General features: G+C 71.5%; 17 protein-coding genes and 1 pseudogene. 10 read left to right on the plus strand and 8 right to left on the minus strand.

Translation table 11 applies throughout. The features are described 5' to 3' along the window. The 4 genes and pseudogenes from AC5WRL_RS27705 to AC5WRL_RS27720 form a co-directional block, all read right to left on the minus strand. A pseudogene (locus tag AC5WRL_RS27705) lies at positions 1-1,099 on the minus strand (hypothetical protein); the annotation flags it as partial. A gap of 5 nt (positions 1,100-1,104) precedes the next feature. Then, a complete protein-coding gene (locus AC5WRL_RS27710; RefSeq protein WP_496091427.1) occupies positions 1,105-1,494 on the minus strand; it encodes a DUF6507 family protein in 390 nt (129 codons plus the stop codon). A gap of 14 nt (positions 1,495-1,508) precedes the next feature. Continuing rightward, positions 1,509-1,814 (minus strand): pore-forming ESAT-6 family protein, encoded by a 306-nt coding sequence (locus tag AC5WRL_RS27715; protein WP_496091428.1) that lies wholly within the window; start codon positions 1,812-1,814, stop codon positions 1,509-1,511. A gap of 11 nt (positions 1,815-1,825) precedes the next feature. Continuing rightward, positions 1,826-2,158 carry a hypothetical protein gene (locus AC5WRL_RS27720; RefSeq protein ID WP_496091429.1) on the minus strand — a complete coding sequence of 111 codons (333 nt, stop codon included), beginning with the start codon at positions 2,156-2,158 and terminating at the stop codon, positions 1,826-1,828. A gap of 146 nt (positions 2,159-2,304) precedes the next feature. Here AC5WRL_RS27720 and AC5WRL_RS27725 point away from each other — a divergent pair, with 146 nt between their 5' ends. From AC5WRL_RS27725 to AC5WRL_RS27745, 5 genes are all read left to right on the plus strand, one after another. Beyond that, entirely contained in the window at positions 2,305-2,523 is a 219-nt protein-coding gene (locus AC5WRL_RS27725) for a hypothetical protein (RefSeq protein ID WP_496091442.1), read from the plus strand. A 5-nt stretch (positions 2,524-2,528) separates the two neighbouring features. After that, a complete protein-coding gene (locus AC5WRL_RS27730; protein ID WP_496091430.1) occupies positions 2,529-3,827 on the plus strand; it encodes an EsaB/YukD family protein in 1,299 nt (432 codons plus the stop codon). 90 nt (positions 3,828-3,917) lie between these two features. After that, on the plus strand, positions 3,918-4,955 hold the full coding sequence (locus AC5WRL_RS27735; protein WP_496091431.1) for a CpaE/TadZ family protein: 1,038 nt from the start codon (positions 3,918-3,920) through the stop codon (positions 4,953-4,955). Next, positions 4,952-9,004: a type VII secretion protein EccCa gene (gene eccCa, locus AC5WRL_RS27740; RefSeq protein WP_496091432.1), complete on the plus strand. Its 4,053-nt coding sequence runs from the start codon at positions 4,952-4,954 to the stop codon at positions 9,002-9,004. The genes AC5WRL_RS27735 and eccCa overlap by 4 nt, the downstream gene beginning before the upstream one ends. 42 nt (positions 9,005-9,046) lie before the next feature. Continuing rightward, the gene (locus AC5WRL_RS27745) at positions 9,047-10,486 is read left to right on the plus strand and encodes a DUF6177 family protein (RefSeq protein WP_496091433.1); all 1,440 of its coding nucleotides are present in this window, start codon (positions 9,047-9,049) and stop codon (positions 10,484-10,486) included. Here AC5WRL_RS27745 and AC5WRL_RS27750 read toward each other — a convergent pair. Further along, the gene (locus tag AC5WRL_RS27750) at positions 10,422-10,808 is read right to left on the minus strand and encodes a cupin domain-containing protein (protein WP_496091434.1); all 387 of its coding nucleotides are present in this window, start codon (positions 10,806-10,808) and stop codon (positions 10,422-10,424) included. The genes AC5WRL_RS27745 and AC5WRL_RS27750 overlap by 65 nt on opposite strands. A gap of 35 nt (positions 10,809-10,843) precedes the next feature. Between AC5WRL_RS27750 and AC5WRL_RS27755 the strand changes: the two genes are divergently transcribed. Both AC5WRL_RS27755 and AC5WRL_RS27760 read left to right on the plus strand, forming a co-directional pair. Continuing rightward, positions 10,844-12,142, plus strand: coding sequence for a M18 family aminopeptidase (locus AC5WRL_RS27755; RefSeq protein WP_496091435.1), 1,299 nt, complete (start codon positions 10,844-10,846; stop codon positions 12,140-12,142). A 222-nt stretch (positions 12,143-12,364) separates the two neighbouring features. Beyond that, positions 12,365-13,189, plus strand: a complete 825-nt coding sequence (locus tag AC5WRL_RS27760; RefSeq protein ID WP_496091436.1) for a maleylpyruvate isomerase family mycothiol-dependent enzyme — start codon at positions 12,365-12,367, stop codon at positions 13,187-13,189. A gap of 22 nt (positions 13,190-13,211) precedes the next feature. On the opposite strand, the gene AC5WRL_RS27765 is transcribed toward AC5WRL_RS27760, so the two are convergent. Further along, positions 13,212-14,858: a Stk1 family PASTA domain-containing Ser/Thr kinase gene (locus AC5WRL_RS27765; RefSeq protein WP_496091437.1), complete on the minus strand. Its 1,647-nt coding sequence runs from the start codon at positions 14,856-14,858 to the stop codon at positions 13,212-13,214. Between the two features lie 191 nt (positions 14,859-15,049). Here AC5WRL_RS27765 and AC5WRL_RS27770 point away from each other — a divergent pair, with 191 nt between their 5' ends. The 3 genes from AC5WRL_RS27770 (at position 15,050) to AC5WRL_RS27780 (ending at position 18,778) form a co-directional block, all read left to right on the plus strand. Next, positions 15,050-16,750, plus strand: a complete 1,701-nt coding sequence (locus AC5WRL_RS27770) for a protein kinase domain-containing protein (protein WP_496091438.1) — start codon at positions 15,050-15,052, stop codon at positions 16,748-16,750. Between the two features lie 32 nt (positions 16,751-16,782). Continuing rightward, positions 16,783-17,868: a phosphotransferase gene (locus AC5WRL_RS27775; RefSeq protein ID WP_496091439.1), complete on the plus strand. Its 1,086-nt coding sequence runs from the start codon at positions 16,783-16,785 to the stop codon at positions 17,866-17,868. A 70-nt stretch (positions 17,869-17,938) separates the two neighbouring features. Beyond that, on the plus strand, positions 17,939-18,778 hold the full coding sequence (locus tag AC5WRL_RS27780; RefSeq protein WP_496091440.1) for a hypothetical protein: 840 nt from the start codon (positions 17,939-17,941) through the stop codon (positions 18,776-18,778). Here the strand turns inward: AC5WRL_RS27780 and AC5WRL_RS27785 are convergent. Both AC5WRL_RS27785 and AC5WRL_RS27790 read right to left on the minus strand, forming a co-directional pair. Then, the gene (locus AC5WRL_RS27785; RefSeq protein WP_496091443.1) at positions 18,706-19,536 is read right to left on the minus strand and encodes an aldo/keto reductase; all 831 of its coding nucleotides are present in this window, start codon (positions 19,534-19,536) and stop codon (positions 18,706-18,708) included. The two genes, AC5WRL_RS27780 and AC5WRL_RS27785, sit on opposite strands and share 73 nt — an antisense overlap. 14 nt (positions 19,537-19,550) lie before the next feature. After that, positions 19,551-20,762, minus strand: coding sequence for a JmjC domain-containing protein (locus AC5WRL_RS27790; protein WP_496091441.1), 1,212 nt, complete (start codon positions 20,760-20,762; stop codon positions 19,551-19,553). Positions 20,763-20,913: the final 151 nt, after the last annotated feature.

The raw sequence follows: 20,913 nt of genomic DNA on the forward strand, positions 1-20,913 counted from the left end.
AGAGCATGTGGCTGGGGACGTCGAGAAAGTTGCCGACGCGGGCGGCTGCGGCGGTGACGCGGGCGGCGGTGCCGGCGCCCGTGGCGGCGGCTTTGACGCCGGCTCCCGCGCCGAAGCTGGCGATGGTGGTGACGACGTTGAAGGACAGCAGCCCGGCCGCGCGGGCCGGGTCGTCTTCCCATTCGTCCCAGGCCACCAGGGCTTTCCCGGTCTCCACGGCCACGGTCTGGGCGTCACTGAGCCAGTCCCGGACCGCGCCGTCCGGCATGTAGTCCAGGGCGACGTCTCCCAGCGGGTTCACCGTGATGGCCAAGCCCACCACCAGCTGGGCGAGTCCGTTCCAGGATTCGCGCATCACGTCCCAGCCCTGGAGGCCGACCAGGCCGGACAGTCCGACCAGGCCCTCCCAGATGCCGTCGATGACGACGCCCTCCACGAAGCTGATGGCGTGCTGGTCGATCCGGTACCAGGCGTATTCCTGGTCGACGGCCCTGCCCCAGGGGGCCTCTTCCCATGAGGCCAGGTCCGCTTCACTGAACCCGTACATGTTCGTGCCGCCGGTGCCGTCGTCCACCGTCCACGGGGTGCCGCCCCACAGGGCGATGATCTTGTTGGCGCAGGTGCGTTCGGCTTCCGTGAACTGCGCGATGGCGGCGGCCACCTCGGCGCGCAGTTCGTTGTTGCGGCCGGTTTTGGCGCTGTCCTGTTTCCAGTCGTCGTCTCCGGCGATGGAGGCGACGAGTTCCTGTGCCTCGTACTTCAGGCGGCGCAGCCTGGCCTGGATAGGGGTGATTTCCTCGTGGTAGTCCCACAGTGCGGAGCGCACGACCGCGAGGTCGTCGGCGAAGTCGCCCGCGCGGTCGCGGGCCGGGGTGGTGGAGGCGAACAGCTGCTCGGCTTCGGGGGCGGTGTAGAAGGCGGACAGGCCCTGGAACTCACTGTGGACGTCCGCCCCGATGCCCCGGATGCCCGAGGCCGCCGCGTCGAAGCCCATGCAGTGGGCCGCCAGCATCGACAGGTTGCCGGTGTACTCCGGGATACCGGCCGGGTCGATCCGGTCCACATCCCCGGTCACCGGCACACACATGTCATCGGCCACCGGCCTCACACCGGCCCTTCAGGACGCCCGCCCGGCGGGCGCAGGTCCAGGAGCGGGTCGCGTACGGCCAGGCGCTGGGCCTCCGCGGCCATTTCCGTATCGCCCGTCAGGTAGGCGTTCGCGGCGTTGTACGCGCCCTCGATCGACGTGCTGATCCGGGCGCCCACGAACATCACATCGCGCTGGGTGTGTTCCGTGAACCGCATGAGCGCGTCCGCCACCAGGCCCACGACCTGGGCATCCGCCCCCTGGTACGACAAGGTCCCCGCCGCCGTCGCGGCTCCTTCCACCGTGGCCAGGTAGTGCTGCCCCCACCCCTCCAAGTCCCCAGCCCGCTCCATCGCGGATTCCAGGACGCCCTGCACACCCACCGGGTCAATGTCCCAACCCGTCATCCCCCACAGCCCCCTCAGCCGATGCCGTCTACCGCACCCTGTGCGCGGCGCAGGGTGCTCTGCGCCGTGCTGTCGTTGTTCTCCAGCGTCGACTTCAGCAGGCCGATGATGGTGCGGACCTCATTGGCCACCGTGTTCCAGCGCTGCTCCGCTCCGTGGTACTGCTCCGAGACGCCGTCGGCCTGGAAGTCGGCCATGGCGTTCTTCACATGGCCGTCGCGGGCGGTGATCACCTGCTCCAGTTGGGAGATGACACCGTGGATGTTCGTCTGCGCCTCGCCGGAGGCACCGATGTCGAAGCCGATCCTGTCGTTGCTCATATGACCCCTCCTCAGCGGCCCGAGAAACGCGCGCCGTCGAAGTTCGCCGACGCCATCGCCTGCTGGGCGTTGTCGGCGGCCTCCTGATCGCCGGTCGCGAAGGCCGCGTCCATGCCGGCCTGGCCTCCCAGGATCGAGGACAGCGCGCCGTTGAGTTCGGCCGAGATCTCGGTGGAACGGTTCTTGAAGGCGTCGAAGGCGGCCTTGCCGGCCCCGTTGAACTTGCCCTCCAGCGGCTCGGCCGCCGCGATCAACTGCTGGATCAGCGTGCCCAGATCCGTACTCGCGCCCTGAGACTGCTGCCGCAGATTCGACAGCACCTGATGGCCCATATCGAACTTCATGCCCACCAGCCCTCAACCCCCTCCTGCGGTTCTGTATAGGCTTATTGACGCATTGTATGCGTACACGGTTCCCCGTTGATTACGCTCCGGTAGTGCCGGGTGTCAGTACGGGGTCGTAGGGTGAGTCATCGTAGCGGGGAGGTGACATTGTGGCCCGGGATTATGACAGTCAGTTGCTGGAATCGGTGTCCGTGCGACGCCGACGGCTACGGGACGCCTTGCTGTTCGGGGCGCAGCGGATTCGGATGACGCTGGACGAGAACCTCGGCAAGATCGTCGGGGGGATCGTGCTGGGCGCCGTGCTGTGTGCCGGGTGTGTGGGGTGGTCGTTCATTTCGGGGCGGATGGGGTCGGGGTCGTGGTGAGCCGGGTGACGCTGGTCGGGGACCGGCGGCGGATCGATCTGGTGCTGCCCGACCAGGATCCGATCGGGGAACTGTTGCCCGATGTACTGCGGCTGCTGGGGGAACGGCCGGGGCGTACACCCGCGTTGCGGCGGCTGGTCACGCCGGACGGGGCCGTGCTCGCGCAGGACGACACGCTCGCCTCGGCGGGGGTCGCGGACGGGGCGGTGCTGCGGCTGGTGCGGGAGCAGGAGACGCCGGCCGCGCCGGTCGTGCACGACGTCACCGATGAGGTGGCCGACGATCTCGATCTGCGGCGGGGGCGGTGGGACGCCTCGGTTCGGGTGCTCAGCGCCGGGGGGTTCTCGCTTCTGCTCGCGCTTGCCACCGCCGTGCTCGCCACTGTTTGGTACGGGGCTGACCGGGTTGGGGGGTGGATTGTTGTCGCCGCCCTGGTGGCGGCGGTGGGGAGTGGGCCCGCGGTCTGGTTCAGGGCGCGGGAGTTGGGGACCGCGCTGATCCTGCTGGGTGGGGTGCTGGGGGTCTACGGGGCTCTCGTCATGACCTGGTCGGAGAGTTGTGCCGTGCGGCTGGCCGCCGTCGGACTTGCCGCTGTGGTTGCCCTCGCTCTGCTCGGGGCGCTCACCTCGCTCGGGCGGGGTGGCCTCGTGGGGGCCGGTGCCGTCGCGCTGCTCGTCGGGGTGTGGGAGTTGGGCGCCGCACTGGTCGGCGGGGCCAGGACCGGGGTGCTGATCGGGGTGATATCCGTGCTGGCGCTGGGGTTTCTGCCCCGGTTCGCGATGATGGCCGCCGGGCTGACCCGGCTGGACGATCAGCGGTCCGGCAGCGTTTCGGTGAGCCGGTACCGCGTGGACACGGCGCTGTCCGCCGCCCACCGGGGGCTGGCCCTGGCCACCGTCGCCACCGCCGTGTCGGCGGCTGCCGCCGGGTGGATCGCGGTGGGGGAGGTGACGGGCTGGACCGTGGCGGTCACCGCGCTGCTCGGGGTCATCCTGCTGTCGCGGGCCCGGGCTTTCCCGCTGGCCGTCGAGGTGCTGGCGCTGCTGGCCGCCGGGGCCGTGCTGTGGGTGCGACTGATCGTGCTGTGGGCACAGACCCCCGATCAATCGGCGGTGGGGCCGCTGGCCGCGCTCGCCGCCACCGCCGTACTGCCGCTGGCGCTGCTGGTGGCCCGGCCACCCGACCATGTACGGGTCCGGCTGCGGCGGTTGATGAACGCCGTCGAGTCGATCGGGGTCGTGGCCCTGATACCGGTGGCCCTGGGGGAGTTCGGCGTGTACGGCCGGCTGCTCGACACGTTCTGACGGAGAGAAGCGAGGAAGGGGAGGGAGGCGGTGATGTCCGCACCGGGTTCGGGGGATTGGCAGCGGGATGTGTTTCAGGAGTTGGGGGGTATGAGCCAGCCCCCCTCCGTGCCTCAGGTCGAGGTGGCCGTGCCGGTGCCGGTGGCGGCTGAGCCCGGGCCCGCGCCCGCGCCCGTACTGCCGCCGCCCGCGCCCGTCTCCGTGCCCGTGGCGATGCCCGGGGTGCGGCCGGCCGGGCTGCGGGACCGGCATGGGGACGCGTTGGGGCGGCGGGCCGTGCGGATGTTGCGGCGGGGGCTGTTCTCATCGGCGGCTCAGGACACCGAAACGGCCGCCCGGCTGGCCCGAGCCGTGCAGCAGCCGATCACCACCGGGCGGCAGGTCGCCGTCACCAGCATCCGGGGCGGGGCCGGCAAGTCCACCGTGGCCGCGCTGCTCGCGCTGACCTTCGCGCACTACCGTGCCGACCCGGTGCTCGCCGTCGAGGCCGACCCCGCGCTCGGGACCCTCCCCCGATCGCTCGGCGCCACGGACATTCGCTGGACCTGTGGGGATCTCGCCCGGATTCTTGATCCGTCCATGCGGGTCACCGATGTGACGGGGTATCTGCTGCCGTTCGCCGGCGGCGGCTGGCTGCTGCCCGGTAGCCAGGGTGCCGTCGGCGCCCAGCTCGACGTCGACGCGTACCGGATCGTGATGACCTCGCTGCGCCGCTGGTTCGGCACCACCGTCGTCGACTGCGAGACGCTGCCCGCCGAGGTGGCCCGTACCGCGCTGACCACCACCCAGGCGCGGGTGCTGGTCACCCCGGCCACCGCCGCCGGCGTGGCCACCACCCGTACCGTCCTCGACTGGATCGGCGGTCTGCACCGCAGCATGCTGCCCACCACGGTGGTGGCGCTCGCCCACACCTCGCCCGACATGGGCGGCGTCGACGGGCGCAAGGCCGCCGAGTATCTGGGGGCGGGCGGTGCCGCCGTCATTCCGCTGCCCTACGACCGGGCCCTGGCGAGCGGTGGGGAGGTGCGGACCAACCTGCTCGGGCAGGGGACCCGCGAGGCGGCCCTCACCCTGGCCGCCGAGGTCATGGACCGAGCCATGTCCCGGGGGCGGGGCGCGGCGACATGAGCATCCGGCAGATCCACCGGCCCGCGCGCACCACCCGTCCGCTGCCGGAGCCCGCCGAGCGGGTGATCGAGGCGCCGCCCAACCTCCCCGAGGGCAAGACGGGTTCGGCCGTCACCTCGCTGCTGCCGCTGGCCGGGATGATGGGCTCGATGGCGATGATGACCATCATCCGCAGCAGCCAGTTCGCCGTGATCGGCGCCGTGGTGCTGGTGATCGCGCTGATCGGCGGCATCGGGCTGCTGTTCTCCCAGCGCGGGCGCGCGCAGCGCACCCGGCGCACCCAGCGGGAGCGCTATCTGGAGTATCTCGAAGAACTGCGCGAGGAGTTGAGCGCCGAGGACCGTGAGCGGCGGGTGGCTTCCCGGGTGCTGTTCCCCGCGCCCGAGGCCCTGTACGACGTGGTGGCCGACCCGGCCAGGCTGTGGGAGCGGCGGCGCGGTGACCGCGACTTTCTGCGGATCCGGCTCGGTACGGGGCAGGTGCCGGTACGGGTGCTGCGGCTGGAGGCCAAAGGCAGCTCCGTGCTGACGCCGCCGGACCGGTTCATGCTGAACGAGGCGGCCGGGCTGCGCGAACGGTTCAGTACCGCGCCCGAGATGCCGCTGACCGTACCGCTGGACCGGGCCGGGCACGTGAGCGTCATCGGGGAGCGGGACGACGTACTGGCCGTGGTGCGGACGCTGGTCGCGCAGACCGGCGTCGGGCACGCCCCCGACGATGTGGCGGTGGCACTGGCCGCCCCCCGGGAGCGGCTGGCCGACTGGGCGTGGCTGAAGTGGCTGCCGCACATCCTGGACGGGGCGGAGCACGACGGCCCGGTGCCCGCCCGCCGGATCGCCCCCGGGCTGCCGGAACTGGCCCGCGCGCTGAGCGGCGAACTGCGGCAGCGGGCCACCTTCGCGGCCGAGGTACGCCGTGGGCTGGCCGGGCGGGAGGCGCTGCGGCAGGCCAAGCGGTTGATCGTCGTCAGCGACAACCACGGTGGCACGGCAGGGGAGTTGGCGCGGCCCGATGAGGCCGTGTCGCTCACCGACATGGGCATCACCGTGCTGCATCCGCTCGCCGAGCGCACCGACGAGCCGGGGCAGGTGTCGGTGCGGATCACCGTCCACCGGCAGGACAACGGGGAGCGCGTTCTCACCGTCGAGGATCTGCGGGGAGAGGAGCCGGTTGTTCTCACCGGCGCGTTGAACGAGGTCACCGCCGCCGGGGCCGGGGGGCTGGCCAGGATGCTGGCGCCGCTGCGGCTCACCGCCGAGTCCGCCGCGGCCGGCACCCCGCTGTCCGGGCCGGTGGACTTCGGCGACCAGCTCGGGGTCGAGGACCCGGGCGCGCTCGACCTGGACCGGCTGTGGGCGCCGCGCCGTGGTGACCAGGCGTTTCTGCGGGTGCCGATCGGCCTGGGCGACACCCGGGAGCCGGTGCTGCTGGATCTCAAGGAGTCCGCCGAACTCGGCATGGGGCCACACGGGTTGTGTGTCGGGGCCACCGGGTCGGGGAAGAGCGAGCTGCTGCGCACCCTGGTGCTCGCCCTGGTCGCCACCCATCCGCCCGAGGACCTGGCGATGGTGCTGGTCGACTACAAGGGCGGTGCCACGTTCGCGCCGTTCGCCCCGCTGCCACACGTCGCCGGAGTCATCACCAACCTGGAGAACAAGGCCGGCCTGGTGGAGCGGGTCCACGCCAGCCTGGCGGGCGAGGTGCAGCGCCGGCAGCAGGTGCTGAAGCAGGCCGGTGAGCTGCCGGACATCGCCACCTATGCCGCCGCCCGGGAGCAGCGGCCCGAGCTGGCGCCGCTGCCGCATCTGTTCGTGGTGATCGACGAGTTCGGTGAACTGCTGACCGCCAAGCCCGACTTCATTGATCTGTTCCTGTCCATCGGGCGGATCGGGCGCTCCATCGGCGTGCATCTGCTGCTCTCCAGCCAGCGCATCGAGGGCGGCAAGCTCAAGGGCCTGGACACCTACCTCTCCTACCGGCTGGGGCTGCGCACCTTCTCCGCCGAGGAGTCGCGCACCGTGCTGGACACCCCCGACGCCTTCCAGCTGCCGCCCATCCCCGGATTCGGCTATCTCAAGGTCGACACCAGCGCGTACGACCGGTTCAAGGCCGGCTATGTGTCCGGCCCCTACCAGCGCCCGGTGCGACTGGAGAAGGACCCGGCGGACGAGGGGCCCAAGGTGTTCCCCTATCCCGCCTACAACTCCCCCCGGCAGGAGGAGGAGTCGGCCGCCGCCCCGGCTGCCGCGCCCGCCCGCCGGACCGTCGGGCCCTCCCTGCTGTCCACCGTCGTCGATCAGCTCAAGGACGCCGCCCCGCCCGTGGCGCAGATCTGGCTGCCGCCACTTCCCGCCGCCCTCCCGCTGGACGCGGTCGCCGGCCCGCTGGAGGCCGGCGACCCGGCCACCCGGGGGCTGCGGTTCTCCCGGCCGCCCGCCGGCGGCGCCATGCGCGTCCCGCTCGGGCTGCTGGACGACCCCGGCAAACAGTGGCAGGGCCAGTGGGTCCTCGACCTCACCCGGGCCGGCGGCCACGCCGCCGTCATCGGCGGCCCGCAGTCCGGCAAGACCACTTTGCTGCGCACCCTGATGCTCTCGCTCGCGCTCAGCCACACCCCGCGCCAGGCCGCCGTGTACGGCCTTGACCTGGTCGGCGGCGGCCTGGCGGCGCTGACCGGGCTGCCGCACTGCGGGGGCGTGGCCGGCCGCGCCGACCGCGAGCGGGCCGCGCGCACCGTCGATGAGATCCGTACGATGCTGGCGGCCCGCGAGGAACTGTTCCGTGAGCACGGCATCGACTCGATCGAACATCTTCGGCGGCTGCGCGCCGCCGGCGGCTTCCCCGAACTGGGCTCCACCGACATCGTGCTGGTCATCGACGGCTTCGGCGAACTGCGCGAGGAGTTCTCCGAGCTGGAGGACGCCATCGGCGAACTGCTGCGCCGCGGCGGCGGGTACGGCATCCACGTGGTGGCCGCCATGCTGCGCTGGAACGACGCCCGGCTCGCCGTCCAGTCGGCGTTCGGCACCCGCGTCGAACTGCGGCTGAATGACGCCGGCGACAGCGGCATCGAGCGCCGGCTCGCCCAGACCCTGACCGCCGACGAGCCGGGCCGGGTGCTGACCGACGGCAAGCTGTTCGCGCACACGGCCCTGCCCCGGATCGACGCCCGGGCCGACGACACCGACCTGGGCGCCGCGCTGGAGCGGGCGGTGAGCGGCGTACGGTCCGCGTGGTCCGGGCCCGGCGCGCCGCCGGTGCGGGTGCTGCCGGCCCGGCTGCCCGTCCGCCGGCTGCCGGACCGGGCGGCGGAGCCGCGCCGGGTGCCGATCGGCCTGGACCAGGACGCGCTGCGGCCGGTGCTGCTCGATCTCTTCGAGCGCGATCAGCATCTGCTGATCCTCGGCGACAGCGAGTGCGGCAAGACCAATCTGCTGAAGGTCGTCGTGGACGGTCTGGTGGCGCGGTACGCGGAGGAGGAGCTGGTGTTCGCGGTGTTCGACCCGCGGCGCGGGCTGCACAGCGCCGTACCCGAGCCGTACCGGGGCGGCTACGCGCACAACGCGCGGCTGGCGGCGGCGCTGTCCGCCGGGATCGCCGGCGAGCTGGACAAACGGATGCCGGAGGACACGGTGACCCCGGAGGCCCTGGCGGCCGGCGGGGCGGCGGCGCCCGGCGGGCCGCGGATCGTGGTGCTGGTCGATGACTACGACATCCTCACCACCGCGCGGCAGCAGCCGCTCGACCCGTTTGTCCCCTATATCTCCTCGGCGCAGGACATCGGGCTGCACTTCGTGGTGACCCGCCGGGTCGCGGGGGCGTCGCGGGCGATGTACGAGCCGTTCCTGATGACGCTGCGGGAGAGCGGTACGTCGGCGCTGGTGATGACCGGTGACCGGTCGGAGGGGCAGCTGTTCCCCGGGCTGTACGCGAAGGCCCAGCCGCCGGGGCGGGGCACGTTCGTACGCCGTGGGGAGCCGCACCGGCTCGTACAGACCGCGCTGACGCGCGGGGATGACCAGCAGGACCAGCGGATGACCGATGGCTGAGCGGCCGGGTAGCCGCGCGGTGTGCGGGAGGGGTGAGGGGTGGTGACGACGGATGCCATCGCGCTGACCGAGCGGATGCCGGATCCGTGGAGTCTGGTGGCCGGGCTGATGGCCGGCGGGCCGGACGCGCTGCTGTCCGTGGACCGGGGGGAGGGGGCGCTGCTTCAGCTGTGCGACGAGCAGGGTCGGCCGCTGGTGTCGGTCGAGGCGCCGGTGCTCGTACGGGTGCCCGGCGAGACGGCGCGGCTGCTGGGTGTCGCGGCACCGTCCGCCGACCGTCCGGTGTGGTGGACGGAGGTACGGGCCGCCACCGGCGCCGAGCGGGCGCCGGAGCTGGCCGGGACCATCGCCACCCGGCTGGTCGGCCGGCTGGGCGGCGCCGTGTGGCCGGCCCACGCGGCGGCACCGGACGGCGGGGAGGCCCCGGTGACCGGGGTGGTCGCCGGCTCCGCGCCGGCGGCGGCCCAGCCGGCGGTGGACGTGCTGACGGACAAGGCGGCCGTCGTCATCCAGGACCGGCCGGTGGTGGCGATGACGGCCTGGCTGGCGGACGCGCTGCGTGCGGCGCGGGCCGGCGGGCGGGCGTTGCAGATCGTCACGCCGCGAACGGCGCGGCTGTCGCCGCCGACCCGTTCGCTGCTGTCCGGGCGGCCCAACCGGTGGGTGGTGCAGGACGGGGCGGGCGGCTACTACGACGGGCTTTCCGGGTCCGTCCTGCGCTGGCAGGACGGGGAGTTCGCCGCGACCCGCGCCCCCGCGCCGCAGTTTCTGGAGGGGGTGCCGGGCGCGGCGGCGAGCGAGGGGCGGCAGCTGCTGCTCACCTTCACCACCCGGCGGCCCGCCGAGCGGGAGCTGCTGCTGGGCGGGCCGCTGGAGGCGGTGTGGCGGCGGCTGACCGGTGCGGAGCCGGCCGGGTGGGGCACGTGTGAGCCGGCCGCGCTGCCGTGGTCGCGGCGGGAGCTGACCGAACTGGCGCGGGCGCGGGCGCCGAAGCCGACCTGGGTGGTGGTGGTCGGGCAGCCGCACCCGGGCCCGGGCGGGCCGGCCGCGATCGCCACGTTGCGGGTGCGGGTCACCACGGGTGGGGTGGAGGAGGAGGTGACCCTCGCCCTCGGGGCGGAGTCGGAAGCGGGGATCGGCGTCGCGGCGGAGCGGTTGTCGGAGGCCGCCGGGGAACTCGCCGGCCGGTACGGGCTGGTGTCGCTGCTGGCGCAGCGCCGTCGGGCGCGGGGGGATCTGACGGTGCCCGCGCGGTTGGAGATGGCGCCCGCGCCGGTCGGGTTCGCGCTGGGGGGCGAGGACGTGCACCGGATTGGGCTGTCGCACGCCCCACGCGGGGGCGTGCGGGTGGGCCCCGCCGAGCGGCCAGGGCTGTACTACCCGATCCAGGACGGGGACTGGCAGGCACTTCAGGGCCTCATGGGGCGTCTGCACCGCGCGGATCCGGCCCGGGCGGGAGAGGGAGCGGTGGGAAGAGGCTGAGGGACGAGGATTCCAGGGCCAGGGCGGTCATGCCGGTGGTGGTGCCGGAGGTGTGGGGTTCGCTCGGGGACCACTGGACGGCCTGGCCGGCGGTGATGGGGTGGCGGTGGCCGTCCGCGCCGGCCACCCAGCCTTCGCCGGCGATGACCAGGAACAGCTGGGCCTCCCCGGCCGGGTGCTCGCCGATGGTGCCGCCGGGGGCGATCGTCAGGCAGACGAGTTGCGTGGGGGTGCCGGAGTGCGCGATGCGGGTGGCGTGGGCGCCGATGCTGTGGAAGCGGGTGATCGACCGTTCGGTCCGGTCGTAGGGAAAGATGTTCATCCGTGCAGTGTCGGGGGATTCGTATGCTGAGGGGTATGAGTTCTTCGCCTTCTTCGTCCAGACCCTTCGACCTCGCCCACACCGACGACCTCATGGGGTTCCTCGCCGCGACGCCCTCGCCCTACCACGCGGTGGCCAACGCCGCGCAGCGGCTGGAGAAGGCGGGGTTCCGGCAGGTGGCGGAGGAGGCTGCCTGGGATGGCGAGAGCGGCGGGAAGTTCGTCGCGCGAGGCGGGGCGGTCATCGCCTGGTACGTACCCGAGGGCGCCACCCCGGCCACTCCGTACCGGATCGTCGGCGCGCACACCGACTCGCCCAATCTGCGGGTCAAGCCGGTGCCGGACACCGGACGGTACGGGTGGAAGCAGCTCGCCGTCGAGGTGTACGGCGGGACGCTGCTCAACACCTGGCTCGACCGTGACCTCGGGCTGTCCGGGCGGCTGTCGCTGCGCGGCGGCGGCAGCGTACTGGTGCACGTGGACCGGCCGCTGCTGCGCGTACCGCAGCTCGCCATCCACCTCGACCGCACCGCGAACGACGGGCTCAAGCTCGACCGGCAGCAGCACATGACCCCGATCTGGGGCCTCGGTGCCCCGCGCGAGGGCGAGCTGATCGAGTTCCTCGCCGAGGAGGCCGGGGTCCCGGCCGGGCAGGTCGTCGGCTGGGACGTGATGGCGCACAGCGTGGAAGCGCCCGCCTATCTCGGCAGGGACCGGGAGCTGGTGGCCGGGCCGCGGATGGACAATCTGCTCTCGGTGCACGCCGGGGTCGCCGCTCTCATCGCCGCCGCTGCCGCCGATCCGTCCGCCATCCCCGTCTTCGCCGCCTTCGACCACGAGGAGTGCGGCAGCGAGTCCGACACCGGCGCGGGCGGCCCGCTGCTCGGTACGGTGCTGGAGCGGTCGGTCTACGCGCGCGGAGGATCGCCCGAGGACCGGGCGCGGGCGCTGGCCGGCACGTTCTGCGTCTCCTCGGACACCGGGCACGCCGTCCACCCCAACTACGCCGAGCGGCACGAGCCTGGCCACCACCCGATGCCGGGCGCCGGGCCGATCCTCAAGGTCAACGTCAATCAGCGGTACGCCACCGACGGCCGCGGCCGGGCGGTGTTCGCCGAGGCCTGCGAGCGGGCGGGCGTGCCGTGGCAGACGTTCGTCTCCAACAACTCCGTGGCCTGCGGCACCACCATCGGCCCGATCACCGCCGCCCGGCACGGCATCAGCACCGTCGACGTCGGGGTGGCGATCCTGTCCATGCACTCCGCCCGCGAACTGTGCGGCGCCGCCGACCCCTATCTGCTCGCGAACACCATGACCTCCTTCCTTCAGTACTGAGTACGGACACGGCCGTCACACGGCCGTGAACCGGCGCGGCCATGCTCCTGAGTACGGGCCCGGTCCGTACCGCACTGCACTGCGGCGCGGACCGGGCCCGTGCTACCCCTCGAACTGACAGGCGTTCGCACCCTAGGATTTGACTACTCAAGGCATTCACCGGCCGCACGCGAGCGGCGTACCGTGTGAATACTCCAAGCGTCGATCGCCACGAGGGGCCCCGTGACCGTGCATCCCAGCCTGCAAACGTCCATCGATGCCTGGACCCAGTCGATCGAGGCGATATCCGAGCTGGCCTCGGAGCTGGTGGGTGGCGAGTGGAATCGTGCCACCGAATGCCCCGGCTGGTCCGTACGCGATGTCATCTCGCACGTCATCGGCAGCGAGTGCGAGGCGCTGGGCGATCCGCGCCCCATTCACTCGCTGCCGCGCGACCTCTACCACGTACGCAGCGAGGCCGGCCGCTACACCGAGGTGCAGGTCGATGTCCGGCGGCACCACACCGCCCCGGAGATGACCAGCGAGCTGGAGTACACGATCATCCGCCGCTCCCGGCAGCTGCGGAACGAGAAGCGCGATCCGGACACCACGATCAGCCACCCGGTGATGGGTGAGATGCCGCTGGCGGCCTTCCTCAAGGTGCGGGCGTTCGATGTGTGGGTGCACGAGCAGGATCTGCGGCGCGCGCTCGGCAAGCCCGGCAACCTCGCCACGGACGCGGCGGTGATCGCCCGCGATGTGCTGCTCGGCCGGCTGCCCAAGGTGATCGCGAAGGACGCGGCGGCGCCGCACAGGTCCGCGGTGGTCTTCGATGTGCACGGGCCGGTGGAGTTCCTGCGTACGGTGCGGGTGGACGCCGAGGGGCGCGGCTCGGTGGACAGCAGTCCCTCGCTGGGGCCGATCGTCACCTTCACCCTCGACTGGGAGAGCTACTACCGGCTGGCCTGCGGCCGGGTCCGGCCCCGGCGGCTGGCGGACAAGGTGAAGATCGAGGGGGACGAGGAGCTGGCGGGTCGGATTCTGGCCAACTTCTCCGTCACTCCCTGACTCTCCCCGGCCTCTTCCCGCCTCAGCCGCGATCGGGCTCGCGGCCGGTGGAGACGGTCAGTTCGATCACCATCTCCTCGGGGTCCAGGGCCGAGCCGCGGGCCGGGGTCTGGTTGACGACCATGTTCTCGCCGAGCAGCACCTCGTCCTTGTAGACCAGCTTCTCCTCGTACCGCCAGCCGGCCGAACGGATGCACTCCTTCACCGAGTTGATGTGGAAACCGTAGAAGTTGGGGGTGGAGATCGTGCCCGGGTTCCCGTCCTGGTCCCAGTAGTCGTTGGCGTGGGTGCAGGCGGACACGTCGATGACCTTCTCCGGGTCGCCCTCCTTGAAGCGTGGCTCGCGTTCGGTCTCGGTCCCGTCGGAGCCGGCCGGGTCGGTGTCGGCGTTGGCCCGGTCGTCCGGGCCGGTACCGTCGTCGCCGCCGTTGTTCAGGAGCGCGACCACGGCCACCGTGGCGACCAGCGCGATCGCCACCACCGCCGCGATGACGATGCCGACCGTGCCGCGCCGGCCCCCGGGGCCGCCGCTGCCGCTCCCGGGGGTCACCGGCACCGTGGGGGCCATCGCGTACGGCGGTGGGGTTCCCGGCCCCGGCCCCGGGTAGCCGTAGCCGCCCGGCGCGTACGGTGAGGTGACCGGGGTGACCGGGGTGCCCGGCGCCGGCTGCGCCGCCGGCGGTGTCGCCGCCCCGAACTGCGGGTACACCGACGCCGCTATCCCCGCCCCGCTGTTCCCGGCCGCCGCTGCCGCCGCCGGATCGATGCGCGGCGCCGCCCCGCTCAGCGTGCCCGCCACCCGCAGGCACTCGGCCCGCAGCTCCTGCGCCGAGGGGAAACGTTCGTTCGGGTTCTTCCGCAGCGCCCGCCCCACCAGCGCGTCCACCGCCGCCGGCAGCGCCGTGTTCACCGAGGACGGCGCCGGCGGCTCCTCCTGCACATGCGCGTACGCGATCGCGAGGGGATTGTCCGCGTCGAACGGCAGCCGCCCGGTCAGCAGCTCGAAGAGCATGACGCCCACCGAGTACAGATCGGACCGGGCGTCCACCGCCCGCCCCAGCGCCTGCTCGGGCGACAGATACTGCGGGGTGCCCACCACCATGCCGGTCTGGGTCATGGCGGTGCCGCTGGACTGCATCGCCCGCGCGATGCCGAAGTCCATCACCTTCACCGTGCCGCCGCGCTTGGCGATCATGACGTTGCCGGGCTTGATGTCCCGGTGCACCAGCCCCATCTCGTGGCTGATGTCGAGCGCCGCCAGCACATCGGCGGTGATCGCCAGCGCCCGCCCGGCCGGCATTGCCCCCAGGCGCGCGACATCCTCGTCCAGAAGGTCACGCAGCGGGCTGCCCTCGACGTACTCCATGACGATGTACGGGACAGGATCGTTGCCCAGCAGGTCCTCGCCGGTGTCGAAGACCGAGACGATATTGGTGTGGGTCAGCTTGGCCACCGACTGGGCCTCGCGCTTGAACCGCTCCCGGAAATCCCGCTCACTGCCCAGCTCGGCGTGCATGGTCTTGATCGCGACCTGCCGCTCCAGCACCGTGTCCCACGCCAGATGAACGGACGCCATGCCACCGCGCCCCAGCAGGGCCCGCAGGACGTAACGGCCGCCTCCCACCGTGCGGCCGGAAAATTCGGCAGGCGGACGGACCTGGTCATTCATCGGTACTGTTCCCCCTAGGCATACGGAGTGCCGGGCGCGAAGGGGCCCCGGATCTCCGCCCGTATCATACGGACCCGCGTTCCGGGATCGGTGTGCCGACGGATAACGACCGCATCAATACCCAACTTGTCAGCGCCACCCCGGAACGGGTTTGATGGCGAGCGGACACGCGGCGACAACGGCGAGGACTGATGGCACACGAGCAAGGCGCGTCGGGCCCGGGCGAGGACGATGCCGGGGTGACCGCCAGCGAAGTGCCGGACAATCCCGAGCTGTGGGGGAACGCCGGTCTGGTCGGCGAGGGCCGCTACCGGCTCACCCACCGGCTGGGGCGCGGCGGCATGGCCGAGGTGTTCGCCGCCGAGGACGTCCGCCTGGGCCGTACGGTCGCGGTCAAGCTGCTGCGCGCCGATCTCGCCGAGGACCCGGTCTCCAAGGCCCGCTTCACCCGCGAGGCACAGTCGGTGGCCGGCCTCAACCACCACGCGGTGGTCGCGGTCTACGATTCCGGCGAGGAGACGGTCGGCGGCCGTAACGTCGTCCCGTACATGGTGATGGAGCTGGTCGAGGGCCGCACCATCCGGGAGGTGCTGACCGGCAGCGAGCCGCCGTCCGTCGAGGAGGCGCTGCACATCGTCTCCGGTGTGCTGGAGGCGCTGGCCTACAGCCACCAGCACGGCATCGTGCACCGCGACATCAAGCCCGCCAACGTCTCCATCACCGACTCCGGCCAGATCAAGGTGATGGACTTCGGGATCGCCCGCGCGCTGCACGGCGCGGCGCAGACCATGACCCAGACCGGCATGGTCATGGGCACCCCGCAGTACCTGTCGCCCGAGCAGGCGCTGGGCAAGACGATCGACACCCGCTCGGACCTGTACGCGGTGGGCTGCATGCTCTACGAGCTGCTGTCGCTGCGTCCGCCGTTCGTCGGTGAGACCCCGCTGTCCGTCGTCTACCAGCATGTCCAGGACATGCCGGTGCCGGCCTCCGAGGTCAACGCGGACGCCCCGCCGGAGCTGGACGGCCTGGTGATGCGGTCCCTCGCGAAGGACCCGGACGACCGGTTCCAGACCGCCGAGGAGATGCGCGCGCTGGTGCAGTACGCGCTGCGGATGCTCGCGGAGCACGGCAGCCACACCTCCGGGCTGTGGAACACCGGCTCGGTGACGCCCGGCGGCACCCCGGCGATGGGTACCCCGGTCGCCTCCCGCAACGACGCGCCGACCAGCGCCATCCCCACCTCGCCGCTGCTGCTCGGGCACCCCGACGCGGGCGACGACGGGGCCGGCCGGGGCGGGCGCGACCGGCGCGGGATGATGATCGTGGTGGCGGTGCTGGCGTTGATCGCCATCGGCGTGGGCACGGTGATCGCGATGAACCTCGGCGGGGACGACGGGGCCGAGAAGCCCTCCGTGGACAGCGAGCAGAGCATCAACCCGACGGATGAGGTCGACAATCCGGTCGACGAGGAGGACCCGGACACCACCGAGGAGGAGCAGCCGGCCGACGACGGCTTCCAGTGGAGCCAGGGCGGCGGCAGCTCCAACAGCGGTGGCGGCAGCTACGACCCGCCGGTCCAGGACGACGCCGAGACGCCCCCGGACTCCGAGGAGACGGACGCCGGCTCCTCCCCCGACCCCACCGACAGCGGCGCGGGCGGCAGCGGCGACGACTCCGAGGGCGCGGCGGGCGACAGCGCCTCGGGCGACAGTGCCTCGGACGGCAGCGGTGAGACGGACAGCGGCGCGGGCAGCGCCGGCCCCGACACCGGTGACGGCGGCGCGAACGCGGGCAACAACGGCAACAACGGGGGCGGCACCCCCGGGGCGTCGGCCGGCAACGCCGACGGCGGCAACGCCGAAGGCGGCCTCATCCAAGGGTCCAGCTGACCCGGCCCGGTCGCCGAATCGCCTGAACCGCCTTGACCATCCGTTCGTCCGGCCGGGAGTTACCGGGCCGTACCCTGCACGCGCTGACGCGCCGGTACGGGGCGGGTGAGCCGCTGTCCTGCCAGCCGCTCGCCGAGGGGCTGCTCAATCGCGGCTACCGGCTGGCCACCACGCGCGGCCGGTACTTCCTCAAGCAGCACCTGGCCGGCGACCCCGACACCGTACTGCCGCTGCCCCGCCAGCACCGGGCCACCGCCGAGCTGGCGTCGCTCGGACTGCCGGTCGCCCCGCCGCTCGCCGACCGGAACGGCGCCACCGTCACGCTGCTCGCCGGGCACTGCTTCGCGCTGCACCCGTGGATCGACGGCCGGCACCGGGGCGGCGACGACCTGGGCCGGCCGGACTGCCGGCGGCTCGGCGCGCTGCTCGGCCTGGTGCACCGGGCGCTGGAGCGGGTGATAGTGCGTACGGCCCCCGAGGGCGCGGCACCGGCCAGGGGCCGGGTCGACTGGGGCATCCCCTGCTCGAAGAGCTTGGGGAGCGCCTGCCCGGACGAGACGCACCAGGTGATCGACGGCCTGCTGACCCGGGTACGGCAGCGGGCGTGCCGCAGCGGCTTCGACGAGCTGGCCGAACACCGGCTGCTGGAGCGGCGGGCGCTGCTGCGCCGGTACGGGGGTCTGCGGCCGGGTGTGACCGAGATACCCGCGGCGGGGTGGGTGCACGGCGATTTCCATCCGCTGAACCTGCTGTACCGGGCGGAGGGGCCCGCCGATCCGCTGGCGATCATCGACTGGGACCGGCTCGGCATACGCCCGCGCGCGGAGGAGGCGGTACGGGCGGCGGTGATCTTCTTTCTGCGGCCGGACGGTTCGCTGGAGCTGTCGAAGATCAGCGCGTACGCGCGGGCGTACCGGATCGCGGCGGGCGTGGACCGGGCGGAGCTGGCGGCGGCGGTGCACCGGGTGTGGTGGGAGCGGCTGAACGACTTCTGGATGCTCCGCTGGCACTACGAACGCGGCGACACCCGCACCGACCCCCAGTTCGGGGCGCAGTCGGCCCTGGTGGTGTGGTGGACGGCCCACCGGCGCCGGGTGCTGGACGCTTTTTGCGTCTGACGCCGATGTGCGGCCTGTCCACGTGCCTCTCCTTCATACTGAAGCTCCGCCAATTCACCGAGGAGTCCGTGTGTCAGTGTCCGCTGCCGTGGCTGTTGACCTGCGTGCCGAAGCCGAGTCCGGTGATGAGGCGTTCAGGCGTGTGGAGCAGTCATTGGGCGTACGGCTGGACCGAGGTACAGCCGTACGCAAGCGGCGTTCCATCGGGGCGCGTACGGACCGGGGTACGTGGGTGCGGATCGAGCGGCGAGCGCTGGAACGAATCGACGGGCAGGGATGGAACGGCATTGAGTGTGCGGCGGTACTGCGTGGGATCGCTATGCCGCAGTGGTTCGCGGGTGTGGCGTGGATGGACCCGCACGACGCCGCGATGTGGCGGGCCGACGAAACTGAACTGATCAGCGCCGAGCCTGTGAAGCCCGCAGACAGGACGCTGCTGTCCGACATCTGGTGGGCGACGCTGAACACCTCCCTGGACGTCTTGGCCGCTCAGAAGACAACCCGTGTGGCGACGCCGGACACCGTTACCATCACTCAGGCGAGCGTGACCGAGGTCATCCGCCGGGCATTCCCGGATGCCGCCGTTGATACGAGCCTCACCGACTGGGCAGCGGCACACGCTGATCTGAGCTGGGCCAACCTGACCACGCCGGCCTGTTACCTGCTGGACTGGGAAGACTGGGGGATGGCGCCACGGGGGCTGGACTCCGCCAAGTTGTGGGTCGGCTCCCTTGATGTCCCGGAGGTGGCCGAGCGGGTACGGCACGAACGGCGGGATGATCTGGGGAGCCGGACCGGCGCACTGATGTCACTGTTCTACTGCTCGAAGCTGGTCCCCTACGTCGATGAGGGGGCGCCGGTACGAAAGGAAGCGCTCCGACTGGTCGACGAGTTGGAGTCCGCGCGCTGACCCCGCAGTAGGCTCCGGTACCGCGCAACGGCGGTTTCGTTCACCCTGGTGCCAAGGCAATGAATGAGCTCTTGGAGGTGCGCGGGGTCGTCGGAACCCACGGCGACGGTGGCAACGCGGGGCAGGTGGTAGGCCACCCGAAACGCCGCCTGGATCGGCGAGCACGCTTCCGCAGCGTCCGGGTGAAGGAAGACGCGAGGGTTGAACCTGCCCCACACCGGGCTTGTGGCACTCCCCGCGAAGGGGCTCATGCCCCACACCGCAGCGTCGGGCAGGTTCCACCGTTCGGCAAGAGACTCTGCGGCGTCCAGTGTGTCGGCGCTGACCAGCAGACCGGAGCGGACCATGAGCACGTCCGGTCTTGGCGCACTTCCGTCAATCCGGCCCATCAGAAGCCCCGGGCGCCATGAGGCGATGCCCCAGCTACCGCACAGCCCTTCCCTCGCGGCGTCCGCCAACACCTTGCAGGCGCGTGTCAGGCAGTCTCGTGCCTGCCCAGGGGCGAGCGAGGCGAGCGTGTGTTCCGGGTTGTGCAGGAACACGAGGTCAGGCGTTCGCTTCAGGTCTCGGTTCGTCTCCTCCAGCGCGTGACGCAGCCGATCAGCATCAAGGGAATGGACCGCGCCGCTCGGCCCGGGAAAGTAACCGACCTTGGTGGACACGCTGAAAGTGTCCAGGAGGTCATCAAATCTGGACAACGCCTGATGAGCTGTGAACCCGTGGTAATTGAAGGCGGTGTCGATCGCCCGTACACCCAGGTCGAGTGCCGCGGCTAACGAATGGCGTTGGTAACGAGACCGGTGTAGCCCGAGGACAACTCGGGGGTAAGGCTCGCGCACAGTTCTGCCTCCGTCAGGTGCTTCGCAACGTGCTTCACCACTTCACCGACCGTGTCGGCCGCACGGTCGAGATTCACCGGTCGCCCGCTCAGCAGTAGCCGCAGCGCGGGCAGGGCCCTGGCCGCGAGGGTGAGCTTCCGCCCGGCGGCAATCACTTCCACAGTCTCCCCCCGCTTGTTGATCAGAGGAGGGAACTCCGTGACGCATACGACGTTTTCCAGCGGTCCGAGCGGATCCACGAAGGGAACGTGTCGGGCGGGGGCAAGGTCCTCATGCCGGGCGGCGAGAAAGTCAGCCGGGCTGCGAGATTCAAGGAGCTGGGCGGCAGCATCGGTCAGCTTGCGATGTTGGGTCCGCTGCTGGTCGGGGTCGTCGGATGGGTCCAGATCGTGACGGAGGAGTTCGGCCTCCCGGGACCAGTCGGCGAGCCAGGACAGCCAGCCCACCCCGGTGGGGTTGGTGAATCCGAGGGTCATGTGGAGGCTGTGCCCGGAGCCGTGACCACTACGGCTGGCCTTGTGCCAGTAGCCGCGCGGAATGTGGATCACGTCGCCGGCCTGCGTCGTGCCTGTCCAGATGACGTCTTGGCTGGGTTCGTCGTTGCGGGCGGCATCACGGAACATCGGCGCGGCTCGTGACGCGCCGCGCACTTCCCACTGCTTTTCGCCTGAGAGCTGGATGGCGAGGACGTTGTGATCATCCCAGTGCAGGCCGAAGCCCTCGTCGGCGTTCGTGGTGAGGTACAGGTTGATCGAGACGCGCTCTCCCGACCACCACTGAATTGCACGGCAGGCGACCTCAAGTGTGGGATCGAAGACGTGCGCTCGGTCAAGGATCACCGTCGCGCCCTCGCACAAGTGGCCCCGCAGACGGCGCATGTTCACCATGCGAATGCCCTGACCCCGGCTTGTCACGTCCTGACTCAGATAAGCGTCGGGGTGCAGCTCGGCGCCCTTACGGAAGCATCGGACCTGCGGGTTTGCCAGACTGCGGCGCATGATCAGGTCCAGGAACCGCGTGGGGGTGAGTATCCTTTCAACTAACCCGATGTTACTCAGGTTTCCCCGGGCGAACCGCTTGCCGAGATGGCTCGGCCCATCCCATCTCAGCGTACTTTCCATGCCGGTGACGAGCCTGTGATCCACTTCTGTGAGTCCTCTCCCTGTCTCCGGTGATGGTGTGCGGACAACGGGGCCGCACGGTTCATTCGTTGTGCGGCCCCACTGCCTTACCGCGAATGTTCGCGTCCTTCAGGTCTCCGCCTCAAGTGAGGGGCCGACCCAGCGGAACGCGCTG

This window comes from Streptomyces sp. NTD107 (genome assembly GCF_059510435.1).

Excerpts from the sequence above, each read along its gene's own strand:
- AC5WRL_RS27710 (WP_496091427.1), bottom strand. The coding sequence starts at position 1,494 with ATGACGGGTTGGGACATTGACCCGGTGGGTGTGCAGGGCGTCCTGGAA.
- AC5WRL_RS27715 (WP_496091428.1), bottom strand. The coding sequence starts at position 1,814 with ATGAGCAACGACAGGATCGGCTTCGACATCGGTGCCTCCGGCGAGGCG.
- AC5WRL_RS27720 (WP_496091429.1), bottom strand. The coding sequence starts at position 2,158 with ATGAAGTTCGATATGGGCCATCAGGTGCTGTCGAATCTGCGGCAGCAG.
- AC5WRL_RS27735 (WP_496091431.1), top strand. The coding sequence starts at position 3,918 with ATGAGCCAGCCCCCCTCCGTGCCTCAGGTCGAGGTGGCCGTGCCGGTG.
- eccCa (WP_496091432.1), top strand. The coding sequence starts at position 4,952 with ATGAGCATCCGGCAGATCCACCGGCCCGCGCGCACCACCCGTCCGCTG.
- AC5WRL_RS27750 (WP_496091434.1), bottom strand. The coding sequence starts at position 10,808 with ATGAACATCTTTCCCTACGACCGGACCGAACGGTCGATCACCCGCTTC.
- AC5WRL_RS27755 (WP_496091435.1), top strand. The coding sequence starts at position 10,844 with ATGAGTTCTTCGCCTTCTTCGTCCAGACCCTTCGACCTCGCCCACACC.
- AC5WRL_RS27765 (WP_496091437.1), bottom strand. The coding sequence starts at position 14,858 with ATGAATGACCAGGTCCGTCCGCCTGCCGAATTTTCCGGCCGCACGGTG.
- AC5WRL_RS27770 (WP_496091438.1), top strand. The coding sequence starts at position 15,050 with ATGGCACACGAGCAAGGCGCGTCGGGCCCGGGCGAGGACGATGCCGGG.